General features: G+C 73.0%; 22 protein-coding genes and 1 pseudogene. 8 read left to right on the top strand and 15 right to left on the bottom strand.

Annotated features, from left to right (window positions below; translation table 11 throughout):
* Positions 1-50: 50 nt before the first annotated feature.
* Both C1J00_RS14385 and C1J00_RS14390 read left to right on the top strand, forming a co-directional pair.
* Positions 51-1007, top strand: a pseudogene (locus tag C1J00_RS14385) (FUSC family protein); the annotation flags it as partial.
* Between the two features lie 376 nt (positions 1008-1383).
* A complete protein-coding gene (locus C1J00_RS14390) occupies positions 1384-2409 on the top strand; it encodes a lactonase family protein (RefSeq protein ID WP_102909481.1) in 1026 nt (341 codons plus the stop codon).
* Between the two features lie 101 nt (positions 2410-2510).
* Here the strand turns inward: C1J00_RS14390 and C1J00_RS14395 are convergent, their stop codons facing one another.
* The 4 genes from C1J00_RS14395 to C1J00_RS14410 form a co-directional block, all read right to left on the bottom strand.
* Positions 2511-3434, bottom strand: coding sequence for a sirohydrochlorin chelatase (locus C1J00_RS14395; RefSeq protein ID WP_102909482.1), 924 nt, complete (start codon positions 3432-3434; stop codon positions 2511-2513).
* Positions 3435-3544: 110 nt separating this feature from the next.
* A complete protein-coding gene (locus C1J00_RS14400) occupies positions 3545-4531 on the bottom strand; it encodes an N-acetylglucosamine kinase (protein ID WP_102909483.1) in 987 nt (328 codons plus the stop codon).
* Positions 4528-5205: a uracil-DNA glycosylase gene (locus C1J00_RS14405; RefSeq protein WP_102909484.1), complete on the bottom strand. Its 678-nt coding sequence runs from the start codon at positions 5203-5205 to the stop codon at positions 4528-4530. The genes C1J00_RS14400 and C1J00_RS14405 overlap by 4 nt, the downstream gene beginning before the upstream one ends.
* 86 nt (positions 5206-5291) lie before the next feature.
* On the bottom strand, positions 5292-6446 hold the full coding sequence (locus C1J00_RS14410) for a WD40/YVTN/BNR-like repeat-containing protein (RefSeq protein ID WP_102909485.1): 1155 nt from the start codon (positions 6444-6446) through the stop codon (positions 5292-5294).
* A 212-nt stretch (positions 6447-6658) separates the two neighbouring features.
* On the opposite strand from C1J00_RS14410, the gene C1J00_RS14415 reads away from it, so the two are divergent.
* Positions 6659-7243: an Rv1733c family protein gene (locus tag C1J00_RS14415; protein WP_102909486.1), complete on the top strand. Its 585-nt coding sequence runs from the start codon at positions 6659-6661 to the stop codon at positions 7241-7243.
* A 4-nt stretch (positions 7244-7247) separates the two neighbouring features.
* Here the strand turns inward: C1J00_RS14415 and C1J00_RS14420 are convergent, their stop codons facing one another.
* Both C1J00_RS14420 and C1J00_RS14425 read right to left on the bottom strand, forming a co-directional pair.
* A complete protein-coding gene (locus C1J00_RS14420) occupies positions 7248-9263 on the bottom strand; it encodes a HEAT repeat domain-containing protein (RefSeq protein WP_102909487.1) in 2016 nt (671 codons plus the stop codon).
* 179 nt (positions 9264-9442) lie between these two features.
* Complete coding sequence (locus C1J00_RS14425) at positions 9443-11104, bottom strand: acyl-CoA dehydrogenase family protein (RefSeq protein ID WP_102909488.1); 1662 nt, start codon at positions 11102-11104, stop codon at positions 9443-9445.
* A 74-nt stretch (positions 11105-11178) separates the two neighbouring features.
* On the opposite strand from C1J00_RS14425, the gene C1J00_RS14430 reads away from it, so the two are divergent.
* Positions 11179-11937 (top strand): PaaX family transcriptional regulator C-terminal domain-containing protein, encoded by a 759-nt coding sequence (locus C1J00_RS14430; RefSeq protein ID WP_102909499.1) that lies wholly within the window; start codon positions 11179-11181, stop codon positions 11935-11937.
* Positions 11938-12012: 75 nt separating this feature from the next.
* Here the strand turns inward: C1J00_RS14430 and C1J00_RS14435 are convergent, their stop codons facing one another.
* Positions 12013-12801 (bottom strand): pectate lyase, encoded by a 789-nt coding sequence (locus C1J00_RS14435; protein ID WP_102909489.1) that lies wholly within the window; start codon positions 12799-12801, stop codon positions 12013-12015.
* Between the two features lie 383 nt (positions 12802-13184).
* Here C1J00_RS14435 and C1J00_RS14440 point away from each other — a divergent pair, with 383 nt between their 5' ends.
* Positions 13185-14504 (top strand): extracellular catalytic domain type 1 short-chain-length polyhydroxyalkanoate depolymerase, encoded by a 1320-nt coding sequence (locus C1J00_RS14440; RefSeq protein WP_102909490.1) that lies wholly within the window; start codon positions 13185-13187, stop codon positions 14502-14504.
* A gap of 141 nt (positions 14505-14645) precedes the next feature.
* Here the strand turns inward: C1J00_RS14440 and C1J00_RS14445 are convergent, their stop codons facing one another.
* Positions 14646-15725, bottom strand: a complete 1080-nt coding sequence (locus C1J00_RS14445) for an NADH:flavin oxidoreductase/NADH oxidase (RefSeq protein ID WP_102909500.1) — start codon at positions 15723-15725, stop codon at positions 14646-14648.
* A 117-nt stretch (positions 15726-15842) separates the two neighbouring features.
* Between C1J00_RS14445 and C1J00_RS14450 the strand changes: the two genes are divergently transcribed.
* Positions 15843-16193 carry an ArsR/SmtB family transcription factor gene (locus C1J00_RS14450; protein WP_102909491.1) on the top strand — a complete coding sequence of 117 codons (351 nt, stop codon included), beginning with the start codon at positions 15843-15845 and terminating at the stop codon, positions 16191-16193.
* Positions 16194-16349: 156 nt separating this feature from the next.
* Here C1J00_RS14450 and C1J00_RS14455 read toward each other — a convergent pair whose 3' ends face one another.
* A complete protein-coding gene (locus C1J00_RS14455) occupies positions 16350-17693 on the bottom strand; it encodes an FAD-dependent oxidoreductase (protein ID WP_102909492.1) in 1344 nt (447 codons plus the stop codon).
* A 215-nt stretch (positions 17694-17908) separates the two neighbouring features.
* Between C1J00_RS14455 and C1J00_RS14460 the strand changes: the two genes are divergently transcribed.
* Positions 17909-18361, top strand: coding sequence for a DUF6214 family protein (locus C1J00_RS14460; protein WP_245936342.1), 453 nt, complete (start codon positions 17909-17911; stop codon positions 18359-18361).
* Between the two features lie 57 nt (positions 18362-18418).
* Here C1J00_RS14460 and C1J00_RS14465 read toward each other — a convergent pair whose 3' ends face one another.
* Complete coding sequence (locus C1J00_RS14465; RefSeq protein ID WP_102909493.1) at positions 18419-19072, bottom strand: DUF305 domain-containing protein; 654 nt, start codon at positions 19070-19072, stop codon at positions 18419-18421.
* A gap of 190 nt (positions 19073-19262) precedes the next feature.
* Between C1J00_RS14465 and C1J00_RS14470 the strand changes: the two genes are divergently transcribed.
* Positions 19263-20765, top strand: a complete 1503-nt coding sequence (locus tag C1J00_RS14470) for an LVIVD repeat-containing protein (RefSeq protein ID WP_102909494.1) — start codon at positions 19263-19265, stop codon at positions 20763-20765.
* Here C1J00_RS14470 and C1J00_RS14475 read toward each other — a convergent pair.
* From C1J00_RS14475 to C1J00_RS14495, 5 genes are all read right to left on the bottom strand, one after another.
* The gene (locus tag C1J00_RS14475; protein ID WP_102909495.1) at positions 20753-21439 is read right to left on the bottom strand and encodes a TetR/AcrR family transcriptional regulator; all 687 of its coding nucleotides are present in this window, start codon (positions 21437-21439) and stop codon (positions 20753-20755) included. The two genes, C1J00_RS14470 and C1J00_RS14475, sit on opposite strands and share 13 nt — an antisense overlap.
* A gap of 195 nt (positions 21440-21634) precedes the next feature.
* Positions 21635-22324: an HAD family hydrolase gene (locus tag C1J00_RS14480; RefSeq protein ID WP_102909496.1), complete on the bottom strand. Its 690-nt coding sequence runs from the start codon at positions 22322-22324 to the stop codon at positions 21635-21637.
* Positions 22325-22384: 60 nt separating this feature from the next.
* The gene (locus C1J00_RS14485) at positions 22385-23053 is read right to left on the bottom strand and encodes a phosphatase PAP2 family protein (protein WP_102909497.1); all 669 of its coding nucleotides are present in this window, start codon (positions 23051-23053) and stop codon (positions 22385-22387) included.
* 157 nt (positions 23054-23210) lie between these two features.
* Complete coding sequence (locus tag C1J00_RS14490) at positions 23211-24146, bottom strand: M56 family metallopeptidase (protein ID WP_102909498.1); 936 nt, start codon at positions 24144-24146, stop codon at positions 23211-23213.
* A 104-nt stretch (positions 24147-24250) separates the two neighbouring features.
* A partial coding sequence (locus C1J00_RS14495) for a DUF5134 domain-containing protein (protein WP_146046187.1) occupies positions 24251-24450 on the bottom strand: 200 nt, incomplete at its 5' end.

Below are 24450 nucleotides of genomic sequence, written 5' to 3' on the forward strand. Positions count from 1 at the left end.
GATCTACACCCTAGAGTTCGTCGGCAGCGTCAGAGGTGTATAAGAGACAGGGCCTGGCCCGGGTCACCACCCGCCAGGCGATCCAGGCGACCGCCGGAGCCGGCTTCGCCCTCGTCGTGGGCCAGCTGGTGTCCGGGCAGCGCTGGTACTGGGCCGTCGGCGCCACCTGGTGGATCTTCGTCAACACCACCTCGCGCGGCGAGACCCTGGTCCGCGGCTTCCGGCGGCTGCTCGGCACGGTCATCGGCATCGGCCTCGGCCTGCTCGTGGCCCTGCCCGTGCACGGTGACCCCGCCGTCACGGCCGCTCTCGCCGCCGTCTGCGTCTTCGGCATTTTCTACACGGCCGCCGTGTCCTACACGTGGATGATGCTCTGGGTCACCCTCCTCGCCGGACTGCTCTACGGCCTCCTGGGCGTGCTCGGCCCGGACCTGCTAGCCCTGCGGCTCGCCGAGACCGGCGTCGGGGCGCTCGGCGCCGCCCTCGCCGTGATCCTCGTCCTGCCCGTCACCACCCACAGCATCACCGACGCCTGGATCCGGCGGGCCCTGCGCTGCGTGCACGCCTGCGCCGTCGAGACCGCCCGGCGGCTCGCGGGTGCGGCCGACGCCGACCCCGCCCCTCGGGTGGCGGAGCTGGAGCAGCTCCTCGCCCGCGTACGGCTCTCGGTCGCCCCGCTCGTGCATCCGCTGAACCCGATGCTCGGCCGCAAGCGCCGGGCCCGGCACGTCCTGGACCTGCTCGACGCCTGTGCCCGGGAGATCCGCGGCCTGGCAGCCGTCGCCGCCGACCCGGAGGCCTCCCACGACACCCGCCTGGCCACGGCCTGCCGACGGGTGGAGGCGGCCGTCGAAGCCCTCACCGAGGGCAGGGACATCGCGCTCCACGCGGACGGGTCGCCCCACGCGGAACCCGCCCTGGCTCATCTGCACGGCCTGGAACGAGCCCTGACCGAACTGGCCCGCCCCCTGCGTACACCGTCGGGCTCGCCGCTGGTGGGGGCCTGACGGAGACTCCACGCCCCTGAACGCGTCTCGGCCGAGGCGACCCGCTTGTTGCGCGAGCCCGCCGGTTCGGGGTCTGGCCGGGCCGCGGCGTGGCTCGGGGGCGTCGTCGAGCCGGCCCGCCCGTCGCGGACGTCACCGGCGGGCCCTTCCGGGCGCTCGTGAGGGCTTGGAGCGCGCCTCGGCCGAGCCGACCCGAGCCGAGGTACTTCTGCTGCCTGGCAGGCACTGGCGCCGACGGCCCGGGGCTCCGCGCACCTCTGCGACGCCGGGTCCGACTGGGCGAACCACCCCTTGACCGTATGGTCTAGACCTTGCATGATCGGCTGCGCGGTCCCTCCGGACGGCGCGCGGACGAGACGGTCGAGAGGGAACAGCGGTGGCGGACGGCAGACGACGGGCCTTCATCGGGTCGTTCACGGCGGCCGGCGGCCCCGGGATCGTGACGGCGGAGGTCGACGCCGGCAGCGGCGCACTGACCGTCCTGAGCAGTGTGGAGGCCGTCCCGGACCCCTCCTACCTGGCCCTCGCCGACGACGGGGAGACGCTGTACGCGGTCAGTGAGACGGCCGAGGGCACGGTGGCCGCGTACCGGGTGGCCGGTGACAAGCCCGAGCCGGCCGGGCGGCCCGTGCCGGTCGGCGGCAGCGGACCGACCCACCTCACCCTGTTCGCGGGGCACGTCCTGACCGCCAACTACGGCTCCGGCAGTGTCACCGCGATCCCTGTCCGCCCCGACGGCACCCTCGCGCGGTCCGCTTCCGGCGTGCTCCGGCACACCGGCGCCGGGCCGCACGCGCCCCGCCAGCAGGGGCCGCACGCCCACCAGGTGCAGCCCGACCCGAGCGGCCGCTGGGCCGTCAGCGTGGACCTCGGCACGGACTCGGTGCGGGTGTGCACGCTGGTGGACGGCGCCCTCGCCCTGTACCGGGAGACCGCCCTGCGCCCCGGTTCGGGTCCGCGTCACCTGGTCTTCCACCCGGACGGCTCGTACGCCTACGTCGTCAACGAACTGAGCCCCTCTGTCACCGTGTGCCGCTGGGACGCGGCGGAAGGCGTCCTCACGCCGCTGTCCGAAACCCCGGTCCTGCCCGGCGCACCGGCGGGCGACGCCTACCCGTCGGGCATCGTCACCTCGCCCGACGGCCGCTTCGTGTGGACCGCCACCCGTGGCGAGGACGTCCTGTCCGTGCTCGCCGTGCGGGGCGAAGGGCTGCGGCTCGTCACCACGGTGCGGTGCGGCGGCCACTGGCCGCGCGCCCTCGCCGCCTCCGGCGGCTTCCTGTACGTCGCCAACGAGCGCTCCGGTGACGTGACGTGGTTCGCGGTCGACCCGCTCACGGGCGTCCCGCGACACGGCGGCTCGATCAGGGTGCCGGCCGCGTCCTGCGTGGCCCTCGCCTGAGCAGGGGGCGCGACACACCCCGCCGGACACCCACCCCGACGGCGAAGGCCCGCTCAGAATCCCGGAGCGGGCCTTCTCGGCGTAGCGCGCAGCGCCTCGCGTCAGCGCGCAGGCGTGCTCTGCGCCTGCTGCGGAGCGATGCCCAGCGCCGTCGTGTACTTGGCCAGGGCCAGCTTGCCGATCGCCGGGTACGGGCCGAGCGACTCGGCGGCGGAGCAGCCCGCCTCCTTCGCGGCCTCCTCGATCAGGCCCGGCTCGATCTCCGGGCCGATCAGATACGGCGCGAGCGCCAACTGCTGCGAGCCGGAGGAGCGCAGCTGCTCGGCGACGGACGCGATGGAGCCCTCCTGGTCCAGGGCCGCGGCCATCACCGGCACGGCGAGGCGCGCGGCCAGCAGCATGCCCGTGATCCCGGCCGCCTGCACGGCCTCGTCGCCGCCCACCGACGCCAGCACGATGCCGTCCGCGGCGGTCGCCACGGTGAACAGCCGAGCACGGTCCGCACGGGCCAGACCGGCCTCGGACAGCCGCACGTGCAGCGCCTCGGCGAGCAGCGGGTGCGGGCCGAGGACGTCGGTCAGCTCGGCGGCGACCCGGCTTTCCATGAGGGCTTGGCGGACCCGGCGCAGCAGCGCGCTGTCCGGGCCGGCGAGCAGCGGCACGACGACGGCGACGGGGCCGTCGGGCATCTTGACGTCCATGCCGGCGGCGCGGGCCTGCTCGAAACGGGCCGTGCGCTCCTCGGCGGCGTGCACGAGCACGGCCTGCAGCGTGGGGAACTCCGCGTTGTCCCCGTCGAGGTACCCGATGCGGGCGTCGAGGCCGGGCAGCTCGGAGCGGGCGATGCTCACGACCTCGTCGGCGAGGCTGCGCGTGGCGCTACTGGGCGTCCCCGGCACGACGAGGACGAGCGCCGGCGCGCCCTCGGGAGCAACCAGCGGCTCGGGACGGCGGTGCCGTCCGGGCTGGCGGGGGCGCGGCATTCGTACGGGCAGGCCATCCGCGGGCCCAGTGGGGGAACTCATGGCGCCGCATGTTACTGGCTTCTTGGGTTCCCCTGTTCGGGGAGGGTGCAGGTGAGCGGTATCCGTCCGGTTTTGTCTGATGTGTTACGTACGGATGGGATGTGATCGGATCAATCACCCGACCCCGTGGTCACGTACAGCATCGTCTCGTCGCCCGGCAGCGTGAGCGGACCCGTGCTCAGTTCCGCCGCGATGCGCACCGAGCCGTGCAGCGGATCGCCTTCGGCCGGCACCCGCCGAACCTGCGGGAGCCGCCGCGTCAGTTCCTCGTCCAACGGCCCGAGCAGCGGATCGCCCAGCTTGAACAGGCCGCCGGTGACGGCGACGCGCGGCTCACCGCCGGAGGGGCACACGGCCGCCGCGGAGCCGGCCATGTGCCGGGCGGCTTCCCGCAGGATGCCCGCGGCGACGGGGTCCTCGTCGGCGCAGGCGGCCACGCGGGGCGCGAAGGAGGCGAGCAGGGCGGGACGGTCGGCACGGGGATACAGGGCGCCGGGCAGCCCGGCGACGGGCCCTAACACCTCCTCGGCGCAGGCCAGCAGCCGGGCCGAGCCGCCCTCGCGCCCGTCGTGGGAGCGCAGCGCGGCCTCGAGACCGGCCCGCCCGATCCAGGCGCCGCTCCCGCAGTCGCCGAGCAGATGCCCCCAGCCGTCCGCACGCCGCCAGCCGGTCAGGTCCGTACCCACCGCGATCAGTCCCGTGCCGCCGGCGATCACGGCACCGGGCCGCGGCCCGAGCGCACCCACGTACGCGGTCACGGCGTCGGCGGCCAGTGCGACCCTGCGCACGCCCCACTCCCGGGCCAGGGCGCCCGGCAGTTCGGCGCGCAGCCCGTCGCCCAGGGAGGCCAGCCCGGCCGCGCCGACGGCGACGGCGGTCAGCGGCACCGCTCCCGCCTCGGCGGTCAACGCGCGCACCAGCGGCACGAGTCGCGCCATGAAGTGCCCGGGGTCGATGCCCCGGTCGCCCGTGCGGACCGGCTCGCAGGACGCCCGCCGAGCCAGCGGTCCGCGCTCGGCGGTCCCCACCACGGCCCGGAGCCCGGAACCGCCGGAGTCCACGGCGAGGAACCCGGACTCCTCCGACACCCCGCTCACGGCAGGCGCCAGTCCACCGGTTGGCCGCCCTGGCGGATCAGCAGATCGTTGGCCCGGCTGAACGGGCGGGAGCCGAAGAAGCCCCGGTCCGCCGACATGGGGGAGGGGTGGGCGGACTCGACGGAGGGCAGGTCGCCGAGGAGCGGACGCAGATTGCGGGCGTCACGGCCCCACAGGATGGACACCAGCGGCTTGCCGCGCCCCGCCAGAGCCCGGATGGCCTGCTCCGTGACCTCCTCCCAGCCCTTGCCGCGGTGGGCGGCGGGCTTGCGCGGGGCGGTGGTCAAAGCCCTGTTGAGCAGCAGCACGCCCTGCTGCGTCCACGGCGTGAGGTCACCGCTGGACGGCTGGGGGAGCCCCAGGTCGCTGTTCAGCTCGCGGTAGATGTTGATGAGGCTGCCGGGCAGCGGCCGCACCTCGGGCGCGACCGAGAACGACAGCCCCACCGCGTGCCCCGGAGTGGGGTACGGGTCCTGACCGACGATCAGGACCCGTACGTCGTCGAAGGGCTGCTGGAAGGCCCGCAGGACGTTCGGCCCGGCCGGGAGGTAGGTGCGTCCCGCGGCGATCTCCGCGCGGAGGAAGTCCCCCATCGCGGCGATGCGTTGGGCCACCGGTTCCAGGGCCTTCGCCCAGCCCGCTTCGACGATTTCATGCAAGGGTCGTGGTGCCACGGGCGTCACCCTACTGCCGTACCGGCAGCGGCGATCAACCGGTGGCCAACGCCTGTGCGCAGCCTCGCCCCCGCCGCGTCCGCGCCTCAGCCGACGAGCGCGGCTCGCACGCACAGCACGTCCGGCAGGTGCTGGGCGAGCTGCTGCCAGCTGTCGCCGTCGTCCGCGGACGCGAACACCTCGCCGTTGCGGTTGCCGAAGTAGACGCCCGCCGGGTCGGCGTCGTCCGTGCACATCGCGTCGCGCAGCACCGTGCCGTAGTGGTCCTCCTGGGGCAGGCCCGTCGAGAGCGGCTCCCAGCTCTGGCCCGCGTCCGCCGTCCGGTAGACCCGGCACCGGTGATCGGCCGGGACCCGGTCGGCGTCGGCGTTGACCGGGAAGACGTACGCCGTGTCGCCCCTGTGCGGATGCGCCACCGCCGCGAAGCCGAAGGTGGACGGCAGGCCCTCGCCGATGTCCGTCCAGTGGGCGCCCGCGTCGTCGCTGCGGTACACCCCCCAGTGGTTCTGCAGATACAGCCGGTCCAGGGTGGCGGCGTCCCGCGTGACCTTGTGCACGCACTGGCCGAACTCCGGGTTCGGGTCGGGCAGGAACACCGCGGACACACCGGAGTTGAAGGGTGCCCAGCTCGCGCCGCCGTCCAGGGTGCGGAACACACCGGCGGTCGAGACGGCGACCGTCACCGCCCGCGGGTCGCGCGCGTCGGTGAGCACGGTGTGCAGGCCCTCACCGCCGCCACCCGGCACCCACTTCGACCGCGTGGGGTGCTCCCACAGGGGCCGGACCAGCTCGAACGTCTCCCCGCGGTCCTCCGAGCGGTACAGCGCGGCCGGTTCCGTCCCCGCGTACACCACGTCCGGCTCGGCGGCCGGGTGCAGCTGCCACACCCGCTCCAGGGACGCCCCGGTGTCCTGGGGGAACTTGACCGCCGGACGGGCCGGTTCGGTCCAGGTGCGGCCCAGATCGTCGGAGTGGAACACGGACGGGCCCCAGTGCGCGCTGTCGCCGCCGGCCAGCAGCCGCGGGGCCCCGGCCCGGGTGTCGATGGCGACCGAGTACACGGCCTGCGCGTTGAAGTAGGGGCTCTCGTCGAACTCCCAGACGCCGCCACCTCGCCGGCGTCCGATGAACAGGCCTTTGCGCGTGCCCACGGCGAGCAGTACCTCGGTCATGCCGATCACCTCCGCGGCGTCCTCGTCGACGCCTTCGTCCCGGACACCGGCCAGTCTGCACCCGGCCACTGACAGTCACCTCCAGACCGAGCTCCGCCGCAGGTCAGCGGGGTGTCGGCGGCGAGGAGACAGCAGCGGCGTCGGCCTGTCCCACAGGGGGGCACGCAGGGACGGGGCCATGGGGACGGTGACGACGGGTAGGTGCAGTGAGCATCCAGGCGCCGCCGTCCGTATGGGGAGGGCGGCGGGATGGTCGTGGGCTCGTGAGGAGGAGGCCTTCGATGGCGTTACGTGGTCCGAAGGTGTGGCTGTGGCGCTGGCGGCGCAATCCGCTCAAGCGCCGCGCCGACAGGGTGGAGGCCTGGGTCGTCCTGGGCGTGTGGACGCTCACCGTACTCGCCGGGGGACTGGCCGGGACGACGGTGAGCCGTTCCGTGGAGGACGGACTGGCCCGGGAACGCGTCGAGTGGCGTCCCCTCGTGGCACGGCTCGCCGAGCGCGCACCGGGGACGGCCACCGAGAACGCCCGGGTGTCCCGTGCCGAGCACGTGTGGGCGACGGCACGGTGGACCGCCGCGGACGGTTCCCGGCACTCCGGCCAGCTGCGGGTCCCGGCGGGCAGCGCCGCCGGGACCCCGGTCACCGTGTGGACGGACGCCGAGGGCCGCCAGGTCACCCGGCCCGTCACGGAGACCCAGGCCCGTGTGCGGGCTCTTCTGATCGGCGGGGTGGCGGGCCTGGGCGGCGCGGTCGTACCCTTGGTCGCCGGCCGTGCCCTGCGCAGCCGCCTGGAGTGCCGCCGTATCGACCGGTGGGACGCGGAGTGGGCCCGCTTCGGCCCGATGTGGGGGCGTACGACGGGGTGAGGCGCTACCGGTGCGCCTGCCCGGCCAGCGCCTCCCGGCACATCCGCAGCAACCCCAGGTCCTCGCGTATGCCGTGACCGCCGGCGTCGGGGCGATGCCGCCGCGGAGAGGCGAGTTCGGCCCGGAGCACGTCGTGCAGGGGAGTACCCGCCGGTCCCAGCGCGGCGACGCTCGCGGCGATCGTTGTGCGTGTGCGCGGGTGTTCCGCCCAGGTGGAGCGGAGGACGGGGAGGAGCCCTTCCGGTTCCCCGGAGGCCCGCCACACCGCGCTCGCGGCCGTGGCCCGCACCCACGCGTCTCCGGAACCGGCCAGCTCGCGCAGCCCGGGCAGAGCCGGACGGGCCGCCGGGCCCAGCCGGCCCAGTACGGCCGCCGCACGGCGCCGCCGGTCGATCGTAGGGCCCGTCAGCTCCCGCAGCAGCACCGGCAGCACAGCGTCCGCGTCGCCCGTGACCGACCAGAGCGCGTCCGCCGCCGCGACGGCGCAGTCTGTCTCCAGCAGCCCACGCAGATCCGGTACCGCCTCGCGCGCGCCGCCGCCGAACGCGCCGAGGGCACGGGCCGCGGCTTCGGTGACGGAGTCACGCCGCCGCAGCCCGTCCGGCAGGCCGCGCAGCAGACGCAGAACCGCGGGCAGGGACTCGGCGTCGCCCAGTGCGGCGAGGGCCGACAGCAGGGGAACGGCCCGCCGTTGGACGTCGGACGCGTCGAGCGGCAAGCGGGCGAGCCGGCGCCGCAGCGCCGGAGCGAGCGGCAGGGCCGCGCGGCCCAGGTGGGGTACCACCAGCCCCAGGTCGTCCGGTACGACCGGGCCCGCCAGCACCTCGGCCAGCACCGGCGTGGCCCGCGCGTCCCCGGTCCCGGCCAGGGCCTTGAGCGGACCGCCCAGGGTGGGAGCACTCCGCTCACCGTGCCGAATGCGCAGCCCGGGACGGTACGCCACCAGCGCGTGCAGGTGGTCCGCGGCGGGCGCGGCCAGTTCGGAGAGCTCCACCAGGACGGTCACCGCGGCGTCGTGCAACCGGCCCTCCGCCGCACCCAGGTGGGAGCCGATGAGGGCGACCGGCTCCGGGTGGCCGGTGCGCCACTCGCGGAACAGCCCGGCCGACATCCACACGCCGTTGCACCGGTCGAGGGGGCTCGGGCTGGTCAACTGCCCCCGCAGCAGGGCGACCCGGTCGGCCAGCCGGCTGCCGAGCGCGGAGTGCAGGGTCCGCAGCAGCCGGGCGCCCTCCTCGTCCGAGGGGCGCAGCCGCAGCAGCCGGCCGGCGAGCGTGTCCGGTCCGGGACAGTCGTACGCCTGTCCCCCAGGGGCCCCCTGCCCCGATCTGTCCCTGAGCAGCCGGACGACGGCCGGTACCAGGTCGGCGGGGAGCAGTTCCGGGGCGCACCCCGCGAGCTGGCCCAGTGCGGCGAGCCGGAGCACGGGGCCGTACGGGGGCTTGCTCAGCTCCGCCAGCAGGCGCACCGCCTCGGCGGCGTGGACATCACCGGTCGGGCGGGACCGCTGCGCGAACAGGCCGAGGCTCTCCGTCAGGGCGAGCAGGACCCGGTCGTCCCGCTCCACGGTGATCCGCTCCCGCACCAGGGCGAGCACCCGCGCCGGCGGGTCGAGGAACCGCACCAGCGCGCCGGGAACCACCCGGCGCACCCCGGCGTCCGCGTCCCCCGCGAGCCGGACGAAGACACCGGCCCGCGCGCGCAGCGCGGCGCGGGCCCGCGCCGCGAGATCACCGCGGGCACCGCCCTCGTCGCCGATGCCGACGAGGAGCTCCACGATCCCCGCCCGGTCCCGTACCTCCTCGTGGACGGCGAGCGCGAGGAGAAACGGAACACACGCGAGCGTCGAGTCGTACACCTCACCCCAGTGGTGCACGGCGCCGTACATCCCGTCGAGCGCGGCCTGCCGCTCGGCCGGGTCGGCGGAGGCCAGTCCCCGCAGTAGTCCGGGAACGTCCTCCGCACTGCCGTACGCGTGGCGCAGCGAGGCCCAGTCGACCTCGTCGATCCCCCTGAACACGGTGTCCTCCCCCGGACGAGGTGCCATCTGACGGGGAGTCTGCACCACGGCACTGACAACGAAGCGGAACCGGGCGGTGACTGTGCGCGAACTGTGCGCAGGATGGCTGGAGTTCGAGTCGGCCCGCCTCGCCCCGCCGGTCCGCTCCGCCACCGCCGTCCCCAGCGGGTTCCAATCTCCTAGCCGGGCAGCGCCCGCTCCACGATGGTGTCCAGGCCCGCCGTCCGGGGCAGCGTCCCGAACGCGTGCCCCCAGTCGCCCCCGAGCCGCGTCGCGCAGAACGCGTCGGCCACCGCCGCCGGGGCGTGCCGGACGAGGAGGGAGGCCTGGAGCGTCAGCGCCATCTGCTCCACGAGACGGCGTGCCGTCGTCTGCGATGCCTCGGACAGTGCCGTCTTGAGCCGCGTCACGGCCCCGTCCAGCCGGGCGTCCGCCCCCCTGGCGAGGGCGAGCTCGCCGAACAGGGCCTCGGCGGTGCCCGGTTCGCGGCTCAGCGCCCGCAGCACGTCGAGGGCGTTGACGTTCCCCGAGCCCTCCCAGATCGACAGCAGGGGAGCCTCGCGGTAGTGCCGGGGCATGCCCGAGTCCTCCACGTAGCCGTTGCCGCCGAGGCATTCCAGGGCCTCCGCGGTGAAGGCCGGGCCCCGCTTGGTCACCCAGTACTTGCCGATGGCGGTGGCGATCCGGCGGAAACCGGCCTCACCCTCGTCCCCGCGGATCGCCCGGTCGGCCGCCCCGGCCAGTCGCAGGGTGAGCGTCGTGGCGGCCTCGGACTCCAGCGCCAGGTCGGCGAGCACGTTGCGCATCAGCGGCTGGTCCACGAGCCGTGCGCCGAACGCGCTGCGGTGGCGCGCATGGTGCCCCGCCTCGACGAGGGAGGTGCGCATCAGCGCGGCCGACATCATCACGCAGTCCAGCCGGGTGCAGTTGACCATCTCGATGATGGTCTTCACGCCTTGTCCCTCGGGGCCAACCAGCCAGGCGACGGTCCCGTCGAACTCGGGCTCGGAGGAGGCGTTGGACCGGTTGCCCAGCTTGTCCTTCAGCCGCTGGATGCGGAAGGTGTTGCGCGTGCCGTCGGGCAGCACGCGTGGCACCAGGAAGCACGACAGTCCGCCCGGAGCCTGCGTCAGGACCAGGAACACGTCGCACATCGGCGCCGAGGTGAACCACTTGTGCCCGCGCAGCGTGTACACCCCGGGCTCGGCCGTGGGCGTGGCCGTCGTGGTGTTCGTCCGGACGTCGGAGCCGCCCTGCTTCTCGGTCATCCCCATGCCCGCCAGCAGCCCCCGCTTCTCCGTGGGCTCCCGGAGGACGGGGTCGTACTCCCGGCTCGTCAGCAGCGGCTCGTACAGCTTGGCCAGCTCCGGCTGCGTGCGCAGGGCGGGGACGGCGGCGTAGGTCATCGACGTTGGGCAGCCGTGCCCGGCCTCGGTGTGCCCCCAGACCAGTCCGCCGGCGGTCCTCGCGACATGGGCGCCGGGCCGGTCGTCCGCCCAGGGCGAGGCTGCCAGTCCCTCAGCGATCGCCGAGCGCATCAGGTGGTGCCAGCTGGGGTGGAACTCGACCTCGTCGACACGGTTGCCGTACCGGTCGTGGGTGCGCAGCTCCGGCTCGTGCCGGTTGGCCAGGTCGGCCCACTCCTGCACCTGGGCGCTTCCGGCCTGCCGGCCGAGGCGCCGCAGGTCCTCCTCGGCCCATCCGGCACCCTCCCGCCGCAGCCCCTCCAGCAGGGCGGTGTCGTCGGAGGCGTCGTACGGGGCGAGGGGCGGGGCCTGGTTGGTGACGTCGTGCGTGGCGGAGCCGCCGTACGTCCGATGTCCGTCCGGTGTCGAGACCATGCCGCGAGTGTTGCACTCTGACTGCGATCGCAGCAATAGTGCAACACGGAAAGCGCCGCGTACAGTACGTGACCATGCCGATGAACGTCCCGGCGCGGCGCGGCGCGCTCGATCTGCGTCCGCTGTCCGCGCGGTCGGTCGTGCTGAGCCTGCTGCTCGGGGCGCATCCCCCCGAACTGCCGGTCAGGGAACTGGTGCGGCTCGTGGAGGGCTTCGACGTCGGCGGTTCGACCCTGCGGGCGGCGCTCAGCCGGATGGTGGCCGCCGGAGACCTGCGGCGTACGGACGGCGGCTACCGCCTCAGCGACCGGCTGCTGGACCGTCAGCGCCGCCAGGACGACGCCGTGCACCCGCGCACGCGCGCGTGGGACGGCGACTGGGAGATGGCCGTGGTCACCGCGACGGGCCGCGGCCCCGCCGAACGGGCCGACCTGCGCACGAGGCTGACCACGCTCCGTCTCGCCGAACTCCGTGAGGGCGTCTGGCTGCGTCCCGCCAACCTGACCCGTGCCCTCCCCGGCGACCTGGACCAGGTGGTCCAGCGCTACACCGCCCGCCCCGGCCGGCCCCCGGGAGAACTGGCCGGAACGCTGTGGCCGCTTCAGGACTGGTCCGCCACGGCCCGCGCCCTGCTCGCCCACATCGACGGCGAGGCCCGCCCGGCCGGCCGCCTGACCGCCTTCGCCGCCGTCGTACGGCACCTGCTCGCCGATCCCGTCCTGCCGCCCGGGCTCCTGCCCGCCGACTGGCCCGGCGCCGAACTGCGCGCCGCCTACACCGACTATCAGCGGCATCTGATCGGGGAGGCACGCGCGCGCGTGCGGGCCAGCTGACGCGGACGGCCGTGCGCAGCGCCCGCCGGGACGCTCCGCACGGCCGCCTTCACCGTGGGGGGAACCGCTGGGGACTCACCTGTAGGTGATGTCCGAAGTGGAGTACAGACAGTTCCTGCTGTCGGGCCCCGAGCCGACGGCGGTGTTGTTGTTGTACTTCTGGCACGGGACGACCTTGCGGCCGGAGTCGTTGCGGATCGTGATCTTCCGCAGGGTCGCCACGTCGTTGCGGTTGACGTTGATGCCGACGAGCCGTGCGGTGGAGCCGGTGCCGGTCACGTCGATGGTGTTGAGGTTGACCTTGCGCGTGTACTGCGTGGAGCAGTCACCGCAGGAGCGGTAGAGCGTCTTGAACTCCTGCACGGCGAAGTTGGAGATGGTCAGAGTGCCGCCGCCGTTGTGCTGGAAGACCTTGTCCGCCGCCTTCTTCGCGCCGCCGCCGATCACCTGATAGGTGGCGCCGTTGCCGCCGCGGAAGGTCGCGGCGTCCTCGCCGACGTCCTCCCACCAGACGTTCTGCAGCGTGCAGCTGCCCTCGCAGTGGATGCCGTCGGCCGCGGGGGCGCCGAGGATGACGTTCTTCAGCACCGCGCCGTTCGCGAGCTTGAAGATCGGGTCCTGGCCCTCCTCCTGGCCGTCACCGGCCAGGCCCCCGGTGCCGTAGTACCGCTTCATCCCGTAATCCTTGGTGCCGGACACGGAGATGGTGGAGGAGGTGCCCTGGCTGCCGTTGGGGGTCGGCCAGGTGGCGGCGCTCGCCGTGGGTGCGCTGGTAGTCATGATCATGCCAACCGACAGGCCGAGTGTGGCCAGTGCGCCGGTCAGCGCGCGCCTGCGGGCGCGCGGACGTGTCGCAGAAGTCATGTCCCGATTCCTTCTGTCGTGGGGGCGGATGGGGTTGGGGACCTCCGGCGCCCGGGCGTCCCGTGGGGGGTGTCTCCATGGAGCTGACGAATCAGGCGGACCACGTACATGAACAACGTTCATGGAGCTGCTGATAGTGCGCGCTACATGTGCCCCGCTCGCGACAACGGGTCACACTGCTGAACGGAACGTAGGGGGCAAGCGCTTTCTAGTCAACGCCTTCCGCAGAACACTTTCGGTCGCTCCTGGTCAGACGGGCGACCGCGTGGGAGCGCTTCCATGTAAGCCATGTCCATGCCACCATGCCGAACGCACGCTTCCCTTCACGAGAGGGCAAGTCGATGAACCACAGGAACTTGGACTTACCTGCCTCTCCCCGCCCCATGACGAGAAGACCCCCGCGGCCGGCGCTCCTCGCGCTCGTCGCCGCGCTGCTCTCGCTGCTCACGGCCACCGCGCTCACCGCGCCCGCTGCCGTCGCGGGCGAGCCCGCCCGTGATACCACCCGCGTGGGGGCCGTGCCCGCCGCGGCCCTGACCGAAGTCACGAACTTCGGAACCAACCCCAGCGATCTGCGGATGTACCTGTACGTACCGGAGAGCGTCACACCGAAGCCGGCCGTCGTGGTGGCCGTGCACTGGTGCACCGGCTCGGGCCCCGACATGTACAACGGCACCGAGTACGACACGCTCGCCGACCGGTACGGATTCATCGTGCTCTACCCGTCCGTCACCCGCAGCAGCAAGTGCTTCGACGTCTCCTCGCCCCAGGCCCTGCGCCGCGGCGGCGGCAGCGACCCCGTCGGCATCAAGTCGATGATCGACTGGGTCACCCGCACCTACGACGCCGACACCGGCCGGGTGTTCGCCACGGGCGTCTCCTCCGGCGCGATGATGACGAACGTCCTGCTCGGGGACTACCCGGACGTGTTCGCGGCGGGCGCCGCCTTCTCGGGAGTGCCGTTCGGCTGTTTCGCCACCACCGACGGCTCCGAGTGGAACAGTGCCTGTTCGGGCGGCACGATCACCCGCACCCCCAAGGAGTGGGGGGACCTGGTCCGGGGCGCGTACCCCGGCTACACCGGCCCCCGGCCCCGGATGCAGATCTGGCACGGTACCCAGGACGACGTCCTGCGCTACCCCAACTTCGGGGAACAGGTCAAGCAGTGGACGAACGTGCAGGGCGTGAGCCAGACGCCCACCACCACCGACACGCCCCAGTCCGGCTGGATCCGCACCCGCTACGGCGGTACGGGTGACCGGGCCCCCGTGGAGGCCGTGAGCCTCCAGGGCGTCGGCCACAACCTGTACGCCCAGGGCATGGCGTCCCGCGTGCTCACCTTCTTCGGCCTGGACAGTTCAGGCCCGGCTCCCCAGCCCCAGCCCGGCGCGTGCAGGGTGAAGGTGTCGGTGAACGCCTGGAACACCGGTCTGACCGCCTCCGTGACCCTCACCAACACCGGCACGACGACCGTCGACGGCTGGAAACTCGGCTTCACGCTGCCCGCGGGCCAGACGGTCACGGGCGGCTGGGGCGCCACGTACACGCCGTCGTCCGGGTCGGTCACCGCCACCAACGCCCCGTACAACGGCAAAATCGCGCCGGGCGCGAGCGTGAGCATCGGCTACCAGGCGAACCATGGCGGCAACAGCGCCGCCCCGGCCGCGTTCACACTCAACGGGACGGCGTGCGCGGCCGGTTGACGTACACGTACCTCGCCGGAAGCCGGAAGCCGGATGCCGGAGGCCGGAAGCCGGATGCCGGAAAGCCGGGAGCAAGGAGCCGGATGCCGGATGCCGGATGCCGGATGCCGGGAGCCGGAAAGCCGGGAGCCGGGAGCCGGATCAGACCGACCGGTGGTACTGGTCCGGCACCCGCACCTCACCGCCGAGTTCCCGCGCCGCGTGCCGGGCCCACGAGGGGTTGCGCAGCAGTTCACGGCCCAGCAGGACTGCGTCCGCCTCGCCGTTGGCCAGGATCTTCTCGGCCTGCTCGACATCGGTGATGAGCCCGACGGCGGCGACCGGCAGGGACGTCTCGTTCCTCACCCGGGTGGCGAAGGGCACCTGGTAGCCGGGGCCGGTGGGAATGCGGACGCCGGAGGCGTTGCCGCCGGTGGACACGTCCAGCAGGTCGATGCCGTGGGCTCGCAGGTCGGCGGCGAAACGGACCGTGTCGTCCGCGGTCCAGCCGCCGTCCTCGAGCCATTCGGTCGCCGAGACGCGGAAGAACAGCGGCTTGTCGTCCGGCCAGACCTCCCGCACGGCGTCGACGACTTCGAGGGCGAGGCGCGTCCGGTTCTCGTACGAGCCGCCGTAGGCGTCCGTGCGGTGGTTGGAGTGCGGGGAGAGGAACTCGTTGATCAGGTAGCCGTGGGCGCCGTGGATCTCCGCGATCTCGAAACCGGCGGCGAGCGCGCGGCGGGCCGCGGCGGCGAACTGCTCGACCACGTCTCTGATCTGGCCGGTGGTCAGCTCGGCCGGGACCGGGTGCCTGTCGTCGAAGGCGAGCGGGCTCGGGGCGACGGGGTCCCAGCCGTGCTCGTCCGGGCCGACCGGGGCGCCGCCCTTCCAGGGGCGGTCCGTGGACGCCTTGCGGCCCGCGTGGGCGAGCTGGATCGCCGGCACCGTGCCCTGCGCGGTGAGGAAGCGGGTGATACGGCGGAACGCCTCGACCTGCGTGTCGTTCCAGATGCCGAGGTCGTAGGGGGAGATGCGCCCCTGCGGGGACACCGCGGTGGCCTCGACGATGATCAGGCCCGTGCCGCCGGTGGCGCGGGCGGCGTAGTGCGCGAAGTGCCAGTCGGTGGGGGCCCCGGTCTCCGGGCCTTCGGGCGCCGCCGAGTACTGGCACATCGGGGGCATCCACACGCGGTTCGGGATCGTCAGCTCGCGCAGGGTGCAGGGCTCGAAGAGCGCGGTCACGGCGGACTCCATTCGTCACGGGGCCGATGTCGACTCGTACGATAGGCATCGTAGTACGGCAGATGTCAAACTACGAGGGTTCTCGTACCATGGGGGTCCCGAGGAAGTGGAGTCGCCGTGTCGTCCCCCGCCGTCAGCAGTCGTGACCTGCCGCATCCCGCGCTTGACGAGATCCGGCTGGAAGGGGTGCTGCACGCGCTCTCCGATCCGATGCGCTTGCGGATCGTGCGGGAGCTCGCCGGTGCGCCGGGGGACTTGTCCTGCTCGCACTTCGATCTGCCCGTCACCAAATCGACCACTACCCACCATTTCCGGGTGCTGCGGGAGAGCGGGGTGATCCGGCAGGTGTACCGGGGGACGGCCAAGATGAACGGACTGCGGCGGGACGAGCTCGACGAGTTGTTCCCAGGGCTCATGGGCGCACTGCTCGCCGCGGCGGCCCGGCAGGCCGCGCGGCTGGACGACTGACGCGCCGGATGCGTATGCCTCGTCGGCGCGCATCCGGCTGGGCCGGGTCCGCGGCCCGCCGGGACCCGGGCGGGCGATGCGGGCCGTCTTCAGGACAGGGTCGAATCTCGAACTGCCGGAGATCGCGGCGCTGGCAGACGGAGATACAAGGGACCCTTAGGGGGCCTTGCCCGCCGCGGCCTTCAACAGGGACTGCCAGTCCGGGAGTTTGACCACGCCACGGCCCAGTGAGGCTCCCAGTTCCGCCTCCGCCCGCTCGATCGACTGCCAGCCCTGCCATGCGACCGGGTCGGCCCCCAAGGCGCTCAGGGCCGGGAGGGGGTCGTCGGGCGCGGCCCGCGGGGCGAGGGCCGGCGCGTCGTCCAGGAGCGCCGTGGCCGTCTCCTTCGCGCAGGGGCGGTTCGTGCCGATGACGCCTGTGGGGCCGCGCTTGATCCAGCCCGCCACGTACTCGCCCGGAGCCACGACGCCCCCGCGCAGGACGCGCCCGGACCGGTTCGGGACGGTGCCGGTGACCGGATCGAACGGAAGCCCCTCCAGGGGGACCCCGCGGTAGCCCACCGAGCGCAGGACCAGCTGGCCCTCGACGACCTCGTGGCGGCCCGTGCCCGTCACGCCGCCGTGGCCGTCCGGGGCCGTTCGCTCGAACCGCACCGCGCCCACGCGGCCCTGCCCGGCGAGCAGCTCGGCCGGGCGGAGGAAGAACCGCAGGTTGATGCGGCGTGGGGCGCCTTTCGGGGGCGTTGCGGCCCAGCCGCGCATGACCTCCACGTTGCGGCGCTGGGGAGCGGGCAGCGCGGAGGGGTCCGTGTAATGGGGGTCCAGGGCCAGCTCCGCCGGGTCCACGACCACGTCGGTTTCCGGCAGGGCGCCCAGCTCGCGCAGCTCCTTGGTGGTGAACCGGGCCTGGGACGGGCCGCGCCGGCCCACCATGTGGATCTCGGTCACCCGGCTCTCGGCCAGATTCGTCAGGGCGGCCTGCGGCATGTCGGTGGGGGTGAGCTCGGCCAGTCCCCGGGCCAGCATCCGCGTGACGTCCACGGCGACGTTCCCCACGCCGATGACCACGGCCGACCGGGCGTCCCGCAGGAATCCGGCGTCCACGGCGTCCGGGTGGGCGCTGTACCAGGACACGAACTGCGTCGCGGACCAGCTTCCCGGCAGGTCCTCCCCGGGGACGCCCAGACGCCGGTCGGTGGCGGCGCCCACGCAGTACACCACCGCGTGGTAGAGCTCCCGCAGGCGCTCGACGCTCACGCCGCCCGGGCCGATCTGCACGCCGCCGAGGAACCGGACCCGGTCGTGCTCCAGGACCGCGCGCAGGGTGTTCTGCAGCGACTTGATCTTCTCGTGATCGGGTGCCACGCCGTAGCGGACGAGGCCGTACGGGCACGGCAGCCGGTCCAGGACGTCGACGCGCACCTCGGAGTCCAGCTGGACGAGGCTCTGGGCGGTGTAGCACCCGCTCGGCCCGGAGCCTACGACGGCGACTCGCAGCACGGCGGAACTCCTTACCCGGTGAATCCGGCGGATCTCGGGAGAGCGCTGACGCCTCCAGCATCGCACCGGCCGGGCTCCGCTGACAGGGTGCTGTACTCCGAGCGAGGCGCGTGTCCGATCTGTAGGGAATGTGATCATGCGGTTACGTTCAGTGCGTGCTGGAAGCATCCTTTCTGAATCTTTCTGATCGCTCTCCGGCGGACGGTGCGGTCTCCGTGCGCCCCGCATGGGAGGTACGCGAGAACGAGGGCGCCACGCGGTGGTTCGAGTTCCGGCTGGCCTTCGCGGACGGTGCCCGGGTCGACGCACTGGCCGTCGTGGGCGGCGGATGCGTCTGCGTCGAGGAGGTGCGCGCTCAGCCCGCGCTGTCCCTCGACGACATGGCCCTGCTCGCCGACTGGATCGAGGAGTCGGTGGCGCAGGCGTGCGGTGCCGGACCCGGGCCGGACGGCTGCGGGGCGCAGCGGCGCCGAGCCCGGCCGGCCTGGCCGCACGGGGCGGAGGGGCGGCGGCTGGTGGCGCAGGAGTACCGCGCGGCGCAGCGGGACGGCGCCGACCCGGTCCTCGCCGTGATGGGTGCGACCGGGAGCAGCCGCCGTACCTCCCTCAGGCTGATCGGCCAGGCCCGGGACGCGGGCCTGCTGCCGCCGCGCCGCGCCCGGCGCTGACCGCGGCACCGCTCCCGGGCGTGTGGCGGTGACCGCGGTACCGCCCCCGGGGCGTGGTCAGAGCATGTTCCGCATCCGGGAGATCTCGCTCGTCTGCTGCGCGATCACCTCGTCCGCCATCTCCTCGACGCGGATGTTGTTACCCTGCCCCTTCACGTCCGTGGCCATGGTGATCGCGCCCTGGTGATGGGTCGTCATCAGAGCGAGGAACAGCCGGTCGAAGGCCTTTCCGTCGGCCGCCCGGAGCTTCTTCAGCTGGGCCCGCGTCGCCATGCCGGGCATCGCGGCGTGCTCGTGCCGCTCGGCCTTCAATGGCTTGCCGTACGACTTCAGCCAGCCCTTCATGGCCTCGATCTCGGGCTTCTGGCCGGCCGCGATGCGCTCGGCGATCCGCTTCACGTCCTTCGACCCGGCGCGCCGCGGGGTGAGTTCGGTCATCACCAGGGCCTGGGCGTGGTGCTCGATCATCATGCGGACGTAGGAGACGTCGGCCGAGTTGGGGGAGTCGTTCTCCGAGCGCTGATCGGCGGCCTCCTCGGCGGACAGGGTGCGGTTCGCCTCGCCGGGCTCGCCCGGCGCGATCACGGCGGGCCCGTCGGCCGCGGCCGGCTCGCGGTCCGGGCCGGAGTCACAGCCTCCGACCGTGAGCACGGCCAGGATGACCAGCCCCGTCGTGACGGCGGACGCCCGAGACGCACGGCGGAAGAGCACAACGACCTCCTGTGGCAGGTGGGTTGGGACGCACCTCGTGTTGTGGACGACGTACTGGCACGCTTCCGCGGGTCATTGATCGGGAAACTTCATTGCGATTCTGTTGCCCCCTGTTGGTATGTGCATGGCGAAGACGATACTGCGTGGTGCGTGAACCGTTCCGCAGTGAACGGAACCAGGGAGGAAAACAGTGATCCTGTTGAACGACCGCAGAACACGCCGCAGACGCGTGGGAGTTGTGGCTGCCGCCGGTGGGCTGCTGGCCGCGCTCCTCACAGCGGCACCGGCAGGGGCCACCCCCGACCCGGGGGACGCGCCGCCCGCGCCGAAGAAGGTTTCCAAGAGCGCCCAGGCCGAGGTCCGTGAGGCCATCCAGAGCGGCGAGATACCCGGCCAGGACGAGATCGTCCACTCCGGCAACATCCAGCACCTGGCCCACGTACCCAAGGACGTGCTGCAGGGCACGAACTCGGACCTCGCCTTCCAGGGCAGGTACGCGTTCGCCGGCAACTACGACGGTTTCCGCATCTTCGACATCAGCAACCCCAAGGTTCCGAAGACCGTCGCCCAGGTGCTGTGCCCCGGCTCGCAGAACGACATCTCCGTCTCGGGCAACCTGCTGTTCCTGTCCACCGACTCCTCGCGCAGCGACAGCAGTTGCTCCAGCACCACCCAGCCGGCGACCGAGAAGTCCTCGTGGGAGGGCATGAAGGTCTTCGACATCAGCGACAAGCGCAACCCCAGGTACGTCGCCGCCGTCGAGACCGCCTGCGGCTCGCACACCCACACACTGGTGCCCGAGCGCCGCAGCGTCTACGTGTACGTCTCCTCGTACTCGCCGAACGCCGCCTACCCGGACTGCCGGCCGCCGCACGACGGCATCTCCGTCATCAAGGTGCCGCGTAGCGCCCCCGAGAAGGCGAAGGTCGTGGGCTTCCCCGTGCTGTTCCCCGGTGAGGGGCCCGACGGCGGCGGCAACCCGGGCGGACCCACCAACCCGGGCGTCTCCAAGACCACCGGCTGCCACGACATCACCGTGCTTCCGTCGAAGGACCTGGCGGCGGGCGCCTGCATGGGCGACGGCATCCTGTTCTCCATCAAGGACCCGGAACGCCCGAAGGTCATCGACCGGGTGCAGGACAACGTGAACTTCGCGTTCTGGCACTCGGCGACCTTCAACCAGAAGGCGAACAAGGTCGTCTTCACCGACGAGCTGGGCGGCGGCGGCGCGGCCACGTGCAACGCGGAGATCGGCCCGGACCGCGGCGCCGACGGCATCTACGACGTGATCGGCAAGGGCGACAAGCGCAAGCTCGTCTTCCGCAGCTACTTCAAGATCCCCCGCCACCAGGCGGACACCGAGAACTGCGTCGCCCACAACGGCTCGCTGATCCCGGTCAAGGGCAAGGACATCATGGTCCAGGCCTGGTACCAGGGCGGCGTCTCCGTCTGGGACTTCACCGACTCGGCCAGACCGAAGGAGATCGCCTACTTCGACCGCGGTCCGCTGACCACCGACACGATCAAGTCGGGCGGTTCGTGGTCGGCGTACTACTACAACGGCTACATCTACTCGAACGAGTACGCGCGCGGCTTCGACGTCCTGAAGATCAAGGACCGGCGCACGGACCCGGCCCGCTGGGTCCACCAGCGTGAGCTCAACGTGCAGACGCAGCCGGACTACTTCGGCTGACCCGGCGGACCGCACTCCGGTGCGGCCCCGGTCGCGAAGAACCGCGACAGATCCTTGTCGCCCCTCCCGCCGCAGGCTCCGGTCTGCGGCGGGAGGCCCAGCTCCCAGTCGAGCCGATAGCGCTTGAACAGCTCGGCCCGCAGCACCGGCACCTGCATCGGCGCCCCCGGCACCAGGGCCGCGTACACGGCGCCCATCAGCAGGGCGCGCATCATCGGGTAGTCGCTGTCGACATCCGGTGACCCGTGCCGGGCCATGGTGTCCCGCAGCAGCTCGGCCAGCCGCCGCTGCTCCGGGCACTGCATGAAGCCCTCGGCCTGCAGGATCCCCGCCATGTGCTGGCGCATCAGCACGGGCCGGTCCCTGGCCAGGCCCAGGATCGCGTCGATGGCCCGGGCCATCCGCTCCCGGCCGTCCTCGGTACGCGGCTCGCGCTCCAGCGCCTCCTCCAGCGTGCGGTGCATCAGCCGGTGTACGGCGGACTGCACCAGCTGGCGCTTGCCGGGGAAGTAGTACGACACCAGACCGCGGGCCGAACCCGCCCGGTCCGCGATGTCGCCGAGTGTGGTCGCGTCGTAACCGCGTTCGCCCACCAGCTCGACCGCGGCCTGCAGGAGCCGCTCCCGGGAGCGCCGCCGCAACTCTTCATTGACCGAGGCGCTACGCGGAGACATGCTGTAACTCCTGTGTTGACTGGCTGCCAGCCAACTATACTCGGAGCGTCCGGCCACGGCTTGTCAGGTCTGGGCCGAGGATGCCGTCTGCCTCGGGCGACACGGGGGATCGTCCGAGGCGGGCGAGCAGGCCGTATATGCCGGCCTCGGGCTGCTTGGCCTGCGCGCCGCGTACCCCGAGGGGGCGTGCCCGGCTCAGCTCACCAGATCGAGGACCGGCCGCAGCCCGTCCGGCCGGTCGGCCGTCGGCAGATGGTCCACGAAGTGCACCTTGCATCCCAGAGCGGTGGCGCCGCCGTCCGCCCGGCGGTCGTCGCCGACCATGAGGGTCTTGCCCGGTTCGGCGCCGAGCGCCTCGCAGGCGGTGGCGAACAGCCGGGGGTCGGGCTTCTGGATGCCGTGCTCGAACGACAGGACGTACGTGTCGACGTAGGGGTCCAGGCCGTGCGCGCGGAAGACCGGCCGCAGGTCCCAGCCGATGTTGCTGACCACCCCGACGGGATTGCCCCGCTTCCGCAACGCGCGCAGCACCTCGACGGCGTCCGGGTACGGGGCCCAGGCGTCCGGGGTCATGTGGCGGTCGTACAGCGCGTCGTGCAGTGCCGGGTCGGGCAGCGGGACCTGCCGGGCGAGACCGGTGTAGGCGGCCCGGTGCAGGGCGGCGCTCTGGTCCCGGATGAGCCAGGCGTCGGCCAGTCCCTCGGGCACCCGCGCGGGATCACCGCCACCGGGCAGTGCACCGACCGCCTCCAGCGCCAGTGCCGCGGCGGTCAACTCGGCCTCGGTGAGCCGGACATCGGCCCCCGCCAGAGCGCCACGCAGCCAGGAGCCGGTGGACTCGACGCGGAAGAGGGTGCCGGAGAAGTCGAAGAGCACGGCCATCATGCGACGATCCTACGAGGGTGCTTCGGGCCGCGCCGGAAGACCGGTGAGGTGTCCCCTTGTTCAGGGCTGCCGGCGACGGTGCACCCACACCGCCAGGGCCACGACCGTCGTCCCCATCAGCCAGCCGCCCACCACGTCCGACGGCCAGTGGACGCCGAGCCAGATCCGCGTCAGCCCGACCCCCACCACGGAGACGACCGCCACGGCCACGGCCGTACGCCACACGGCCCGGCCGACGCCGTGCCGGTGCAGGAGCCACAACAGCAGGCCGCACACCGCCGTGGCGGTCATGGCGTGGCCCGAGGGGAACGCCGAGTAGTGGGCAGAGTCGACAGGGTCGGGCCACACGGGGCGGGGGCGGTCCACCGCGGCCTTGATGCCCTGCTGGAGCACGGTGCCCAGGGCGACGGCCAGCGCCAGCCACAACGCCGTCCAGCGCGCCGCCCGCCGCACCACCAGCCAGACGACGACAGCCGCGCACAGCAGTCGCATCGTCCACGGATCCCACACCCAGTCCGTGAGGATCCGGCACGTCTGGGTGAGGACCGGTTCGTCGACCGCCCAGCGGTGGGTGGTGCCGGAGATGTCCCCGTCCGCACCGATCAACGGGCTCCATCTGGCCGCGACGAGGGTCAGCAGCAGTACCGAGCACAGGGTCAGGACGCCGGCGAAGCGGGCGGCGGTGTGGTGCTCCGGACGGGGCGGGGAGTCGACGGACGAGGTGTGCATACAGTGATACTCGCCGAACCGGGGGGTCCGGATCCAGTACGGCGACGATCTCAGGCTTCCGGGCAACCTGCTTCGGCCTCGCGAGAGCCGCCGAACCCGGCCCGGGCGCACGCCTCATCCGATGCCGATCGCCGCTGGGGCCCCGCGGCCCCGGCAGTCACCCCAGCGCCCGCAACCCCGGTACGAACGCCACCAGCACGGGCATCGCCGGCACCAGCGCGGCCGCCGCCGTCAGCCGCAGGCGCCGGGAAGCGGTCAGCCGGTCCGGCGGTGTGAGCAACCGGCGCACCCGGGCCGGGACATGGGCCTGCGGCGTCGGGCAGGGCCCGAACACGCCGCGGTGCTCGTTCAGTTCGACCAGGGCCAGGGCGGTGGTCAGACGGCCGAAGCGGCGCGATGCCGTGTCGTCGGCGGCGAGTTCGACCAGGCGGTGCATCTCGTCACGGAACGCGGCGAACACCGGAACCTGCGGGAACCCGCCGGCCAGCGCCGAGGAGCAGTTCAGCAGCCAGTCGTGCCGGGCCCGGGCGTGGCCCTGTTCGTGGGCGAGTACGGCGTCCAGGCGGCGGCCCTTCAGTCGGAGCAACGCGGCCGTGGTGACGACCAGTTGCGGGGGAGTGCCGGGCTGCCACCAGGCGTCGGGCCGCTCGCTCTCCAGGACGACGAGCCGGCCAGGGACGGCCACCTCGCCGGGCAGCAGCGGAGCCCGGACCAGGAGATCGGCCCGTCGTCGGCGCTGCCCGGCGCGGGCCCGGCCGATCTCGCGGAGCAGCATCGCCGCGCTCCACAGCCCGCCGCCGGCCAGCGCGAGGGCGGTGGTCGCCGCCCAGGGGCCCGCCGTGCCGAGGACGTAGGCCTCCACGACCGCGCGCGGGGCCGTCGCGAAGAGGTGCCCGCCGACCGCCTGCCAGGCCGCGGCCGCGCTCAGCGTCATCGACAGCGCGCAGCACACGAGGACGGTCGCCACGACGCACTGCCACACCCACAGCGCCACCACCGGCTCACGGTCCGGCCAGTCCGCCCGGGCGAGCAAACGGGGACCGGTCACGGCGGTCAGGGCGCCGAGCAGCATCAGCACGGCGGTGAGCATCATGAGGGCAGCCTATGAGCGCGGCCACGCTCCGGGGTACGACTTGTGTCGTCAAAGTGACGCAGGCAACGGATCCATTGGGCGCGCCCGGCCGCTACGGCTCGCGCTCACAGCGTCGCCAGCATCGCCAGCATCGCTATCCCCATGGACAGCCGGCAGGCCCGCGCCAGTTCCGGCCGGTCGCCCCACCCGGCGGAACCGCCGCCCCCGGCCACGGCGGCCACCGGCACCAGACGGACGCCGCTCAGCAGCACGTAACCGGCGAAGTAGAGCAGCAACGCCCCCGTCAGGTGCGGAACTCCCGCCC

It is taken from the genome of Streptomyces cahuitamycinicus, from assembly GCF_002891435.1.
Lineage (GTDB): Bacteria > Actinomycetota > Actinomycetes > Streptomycetales > Streptomycetaceae > Streptomyces > Streptomyces cahuitamycinicus.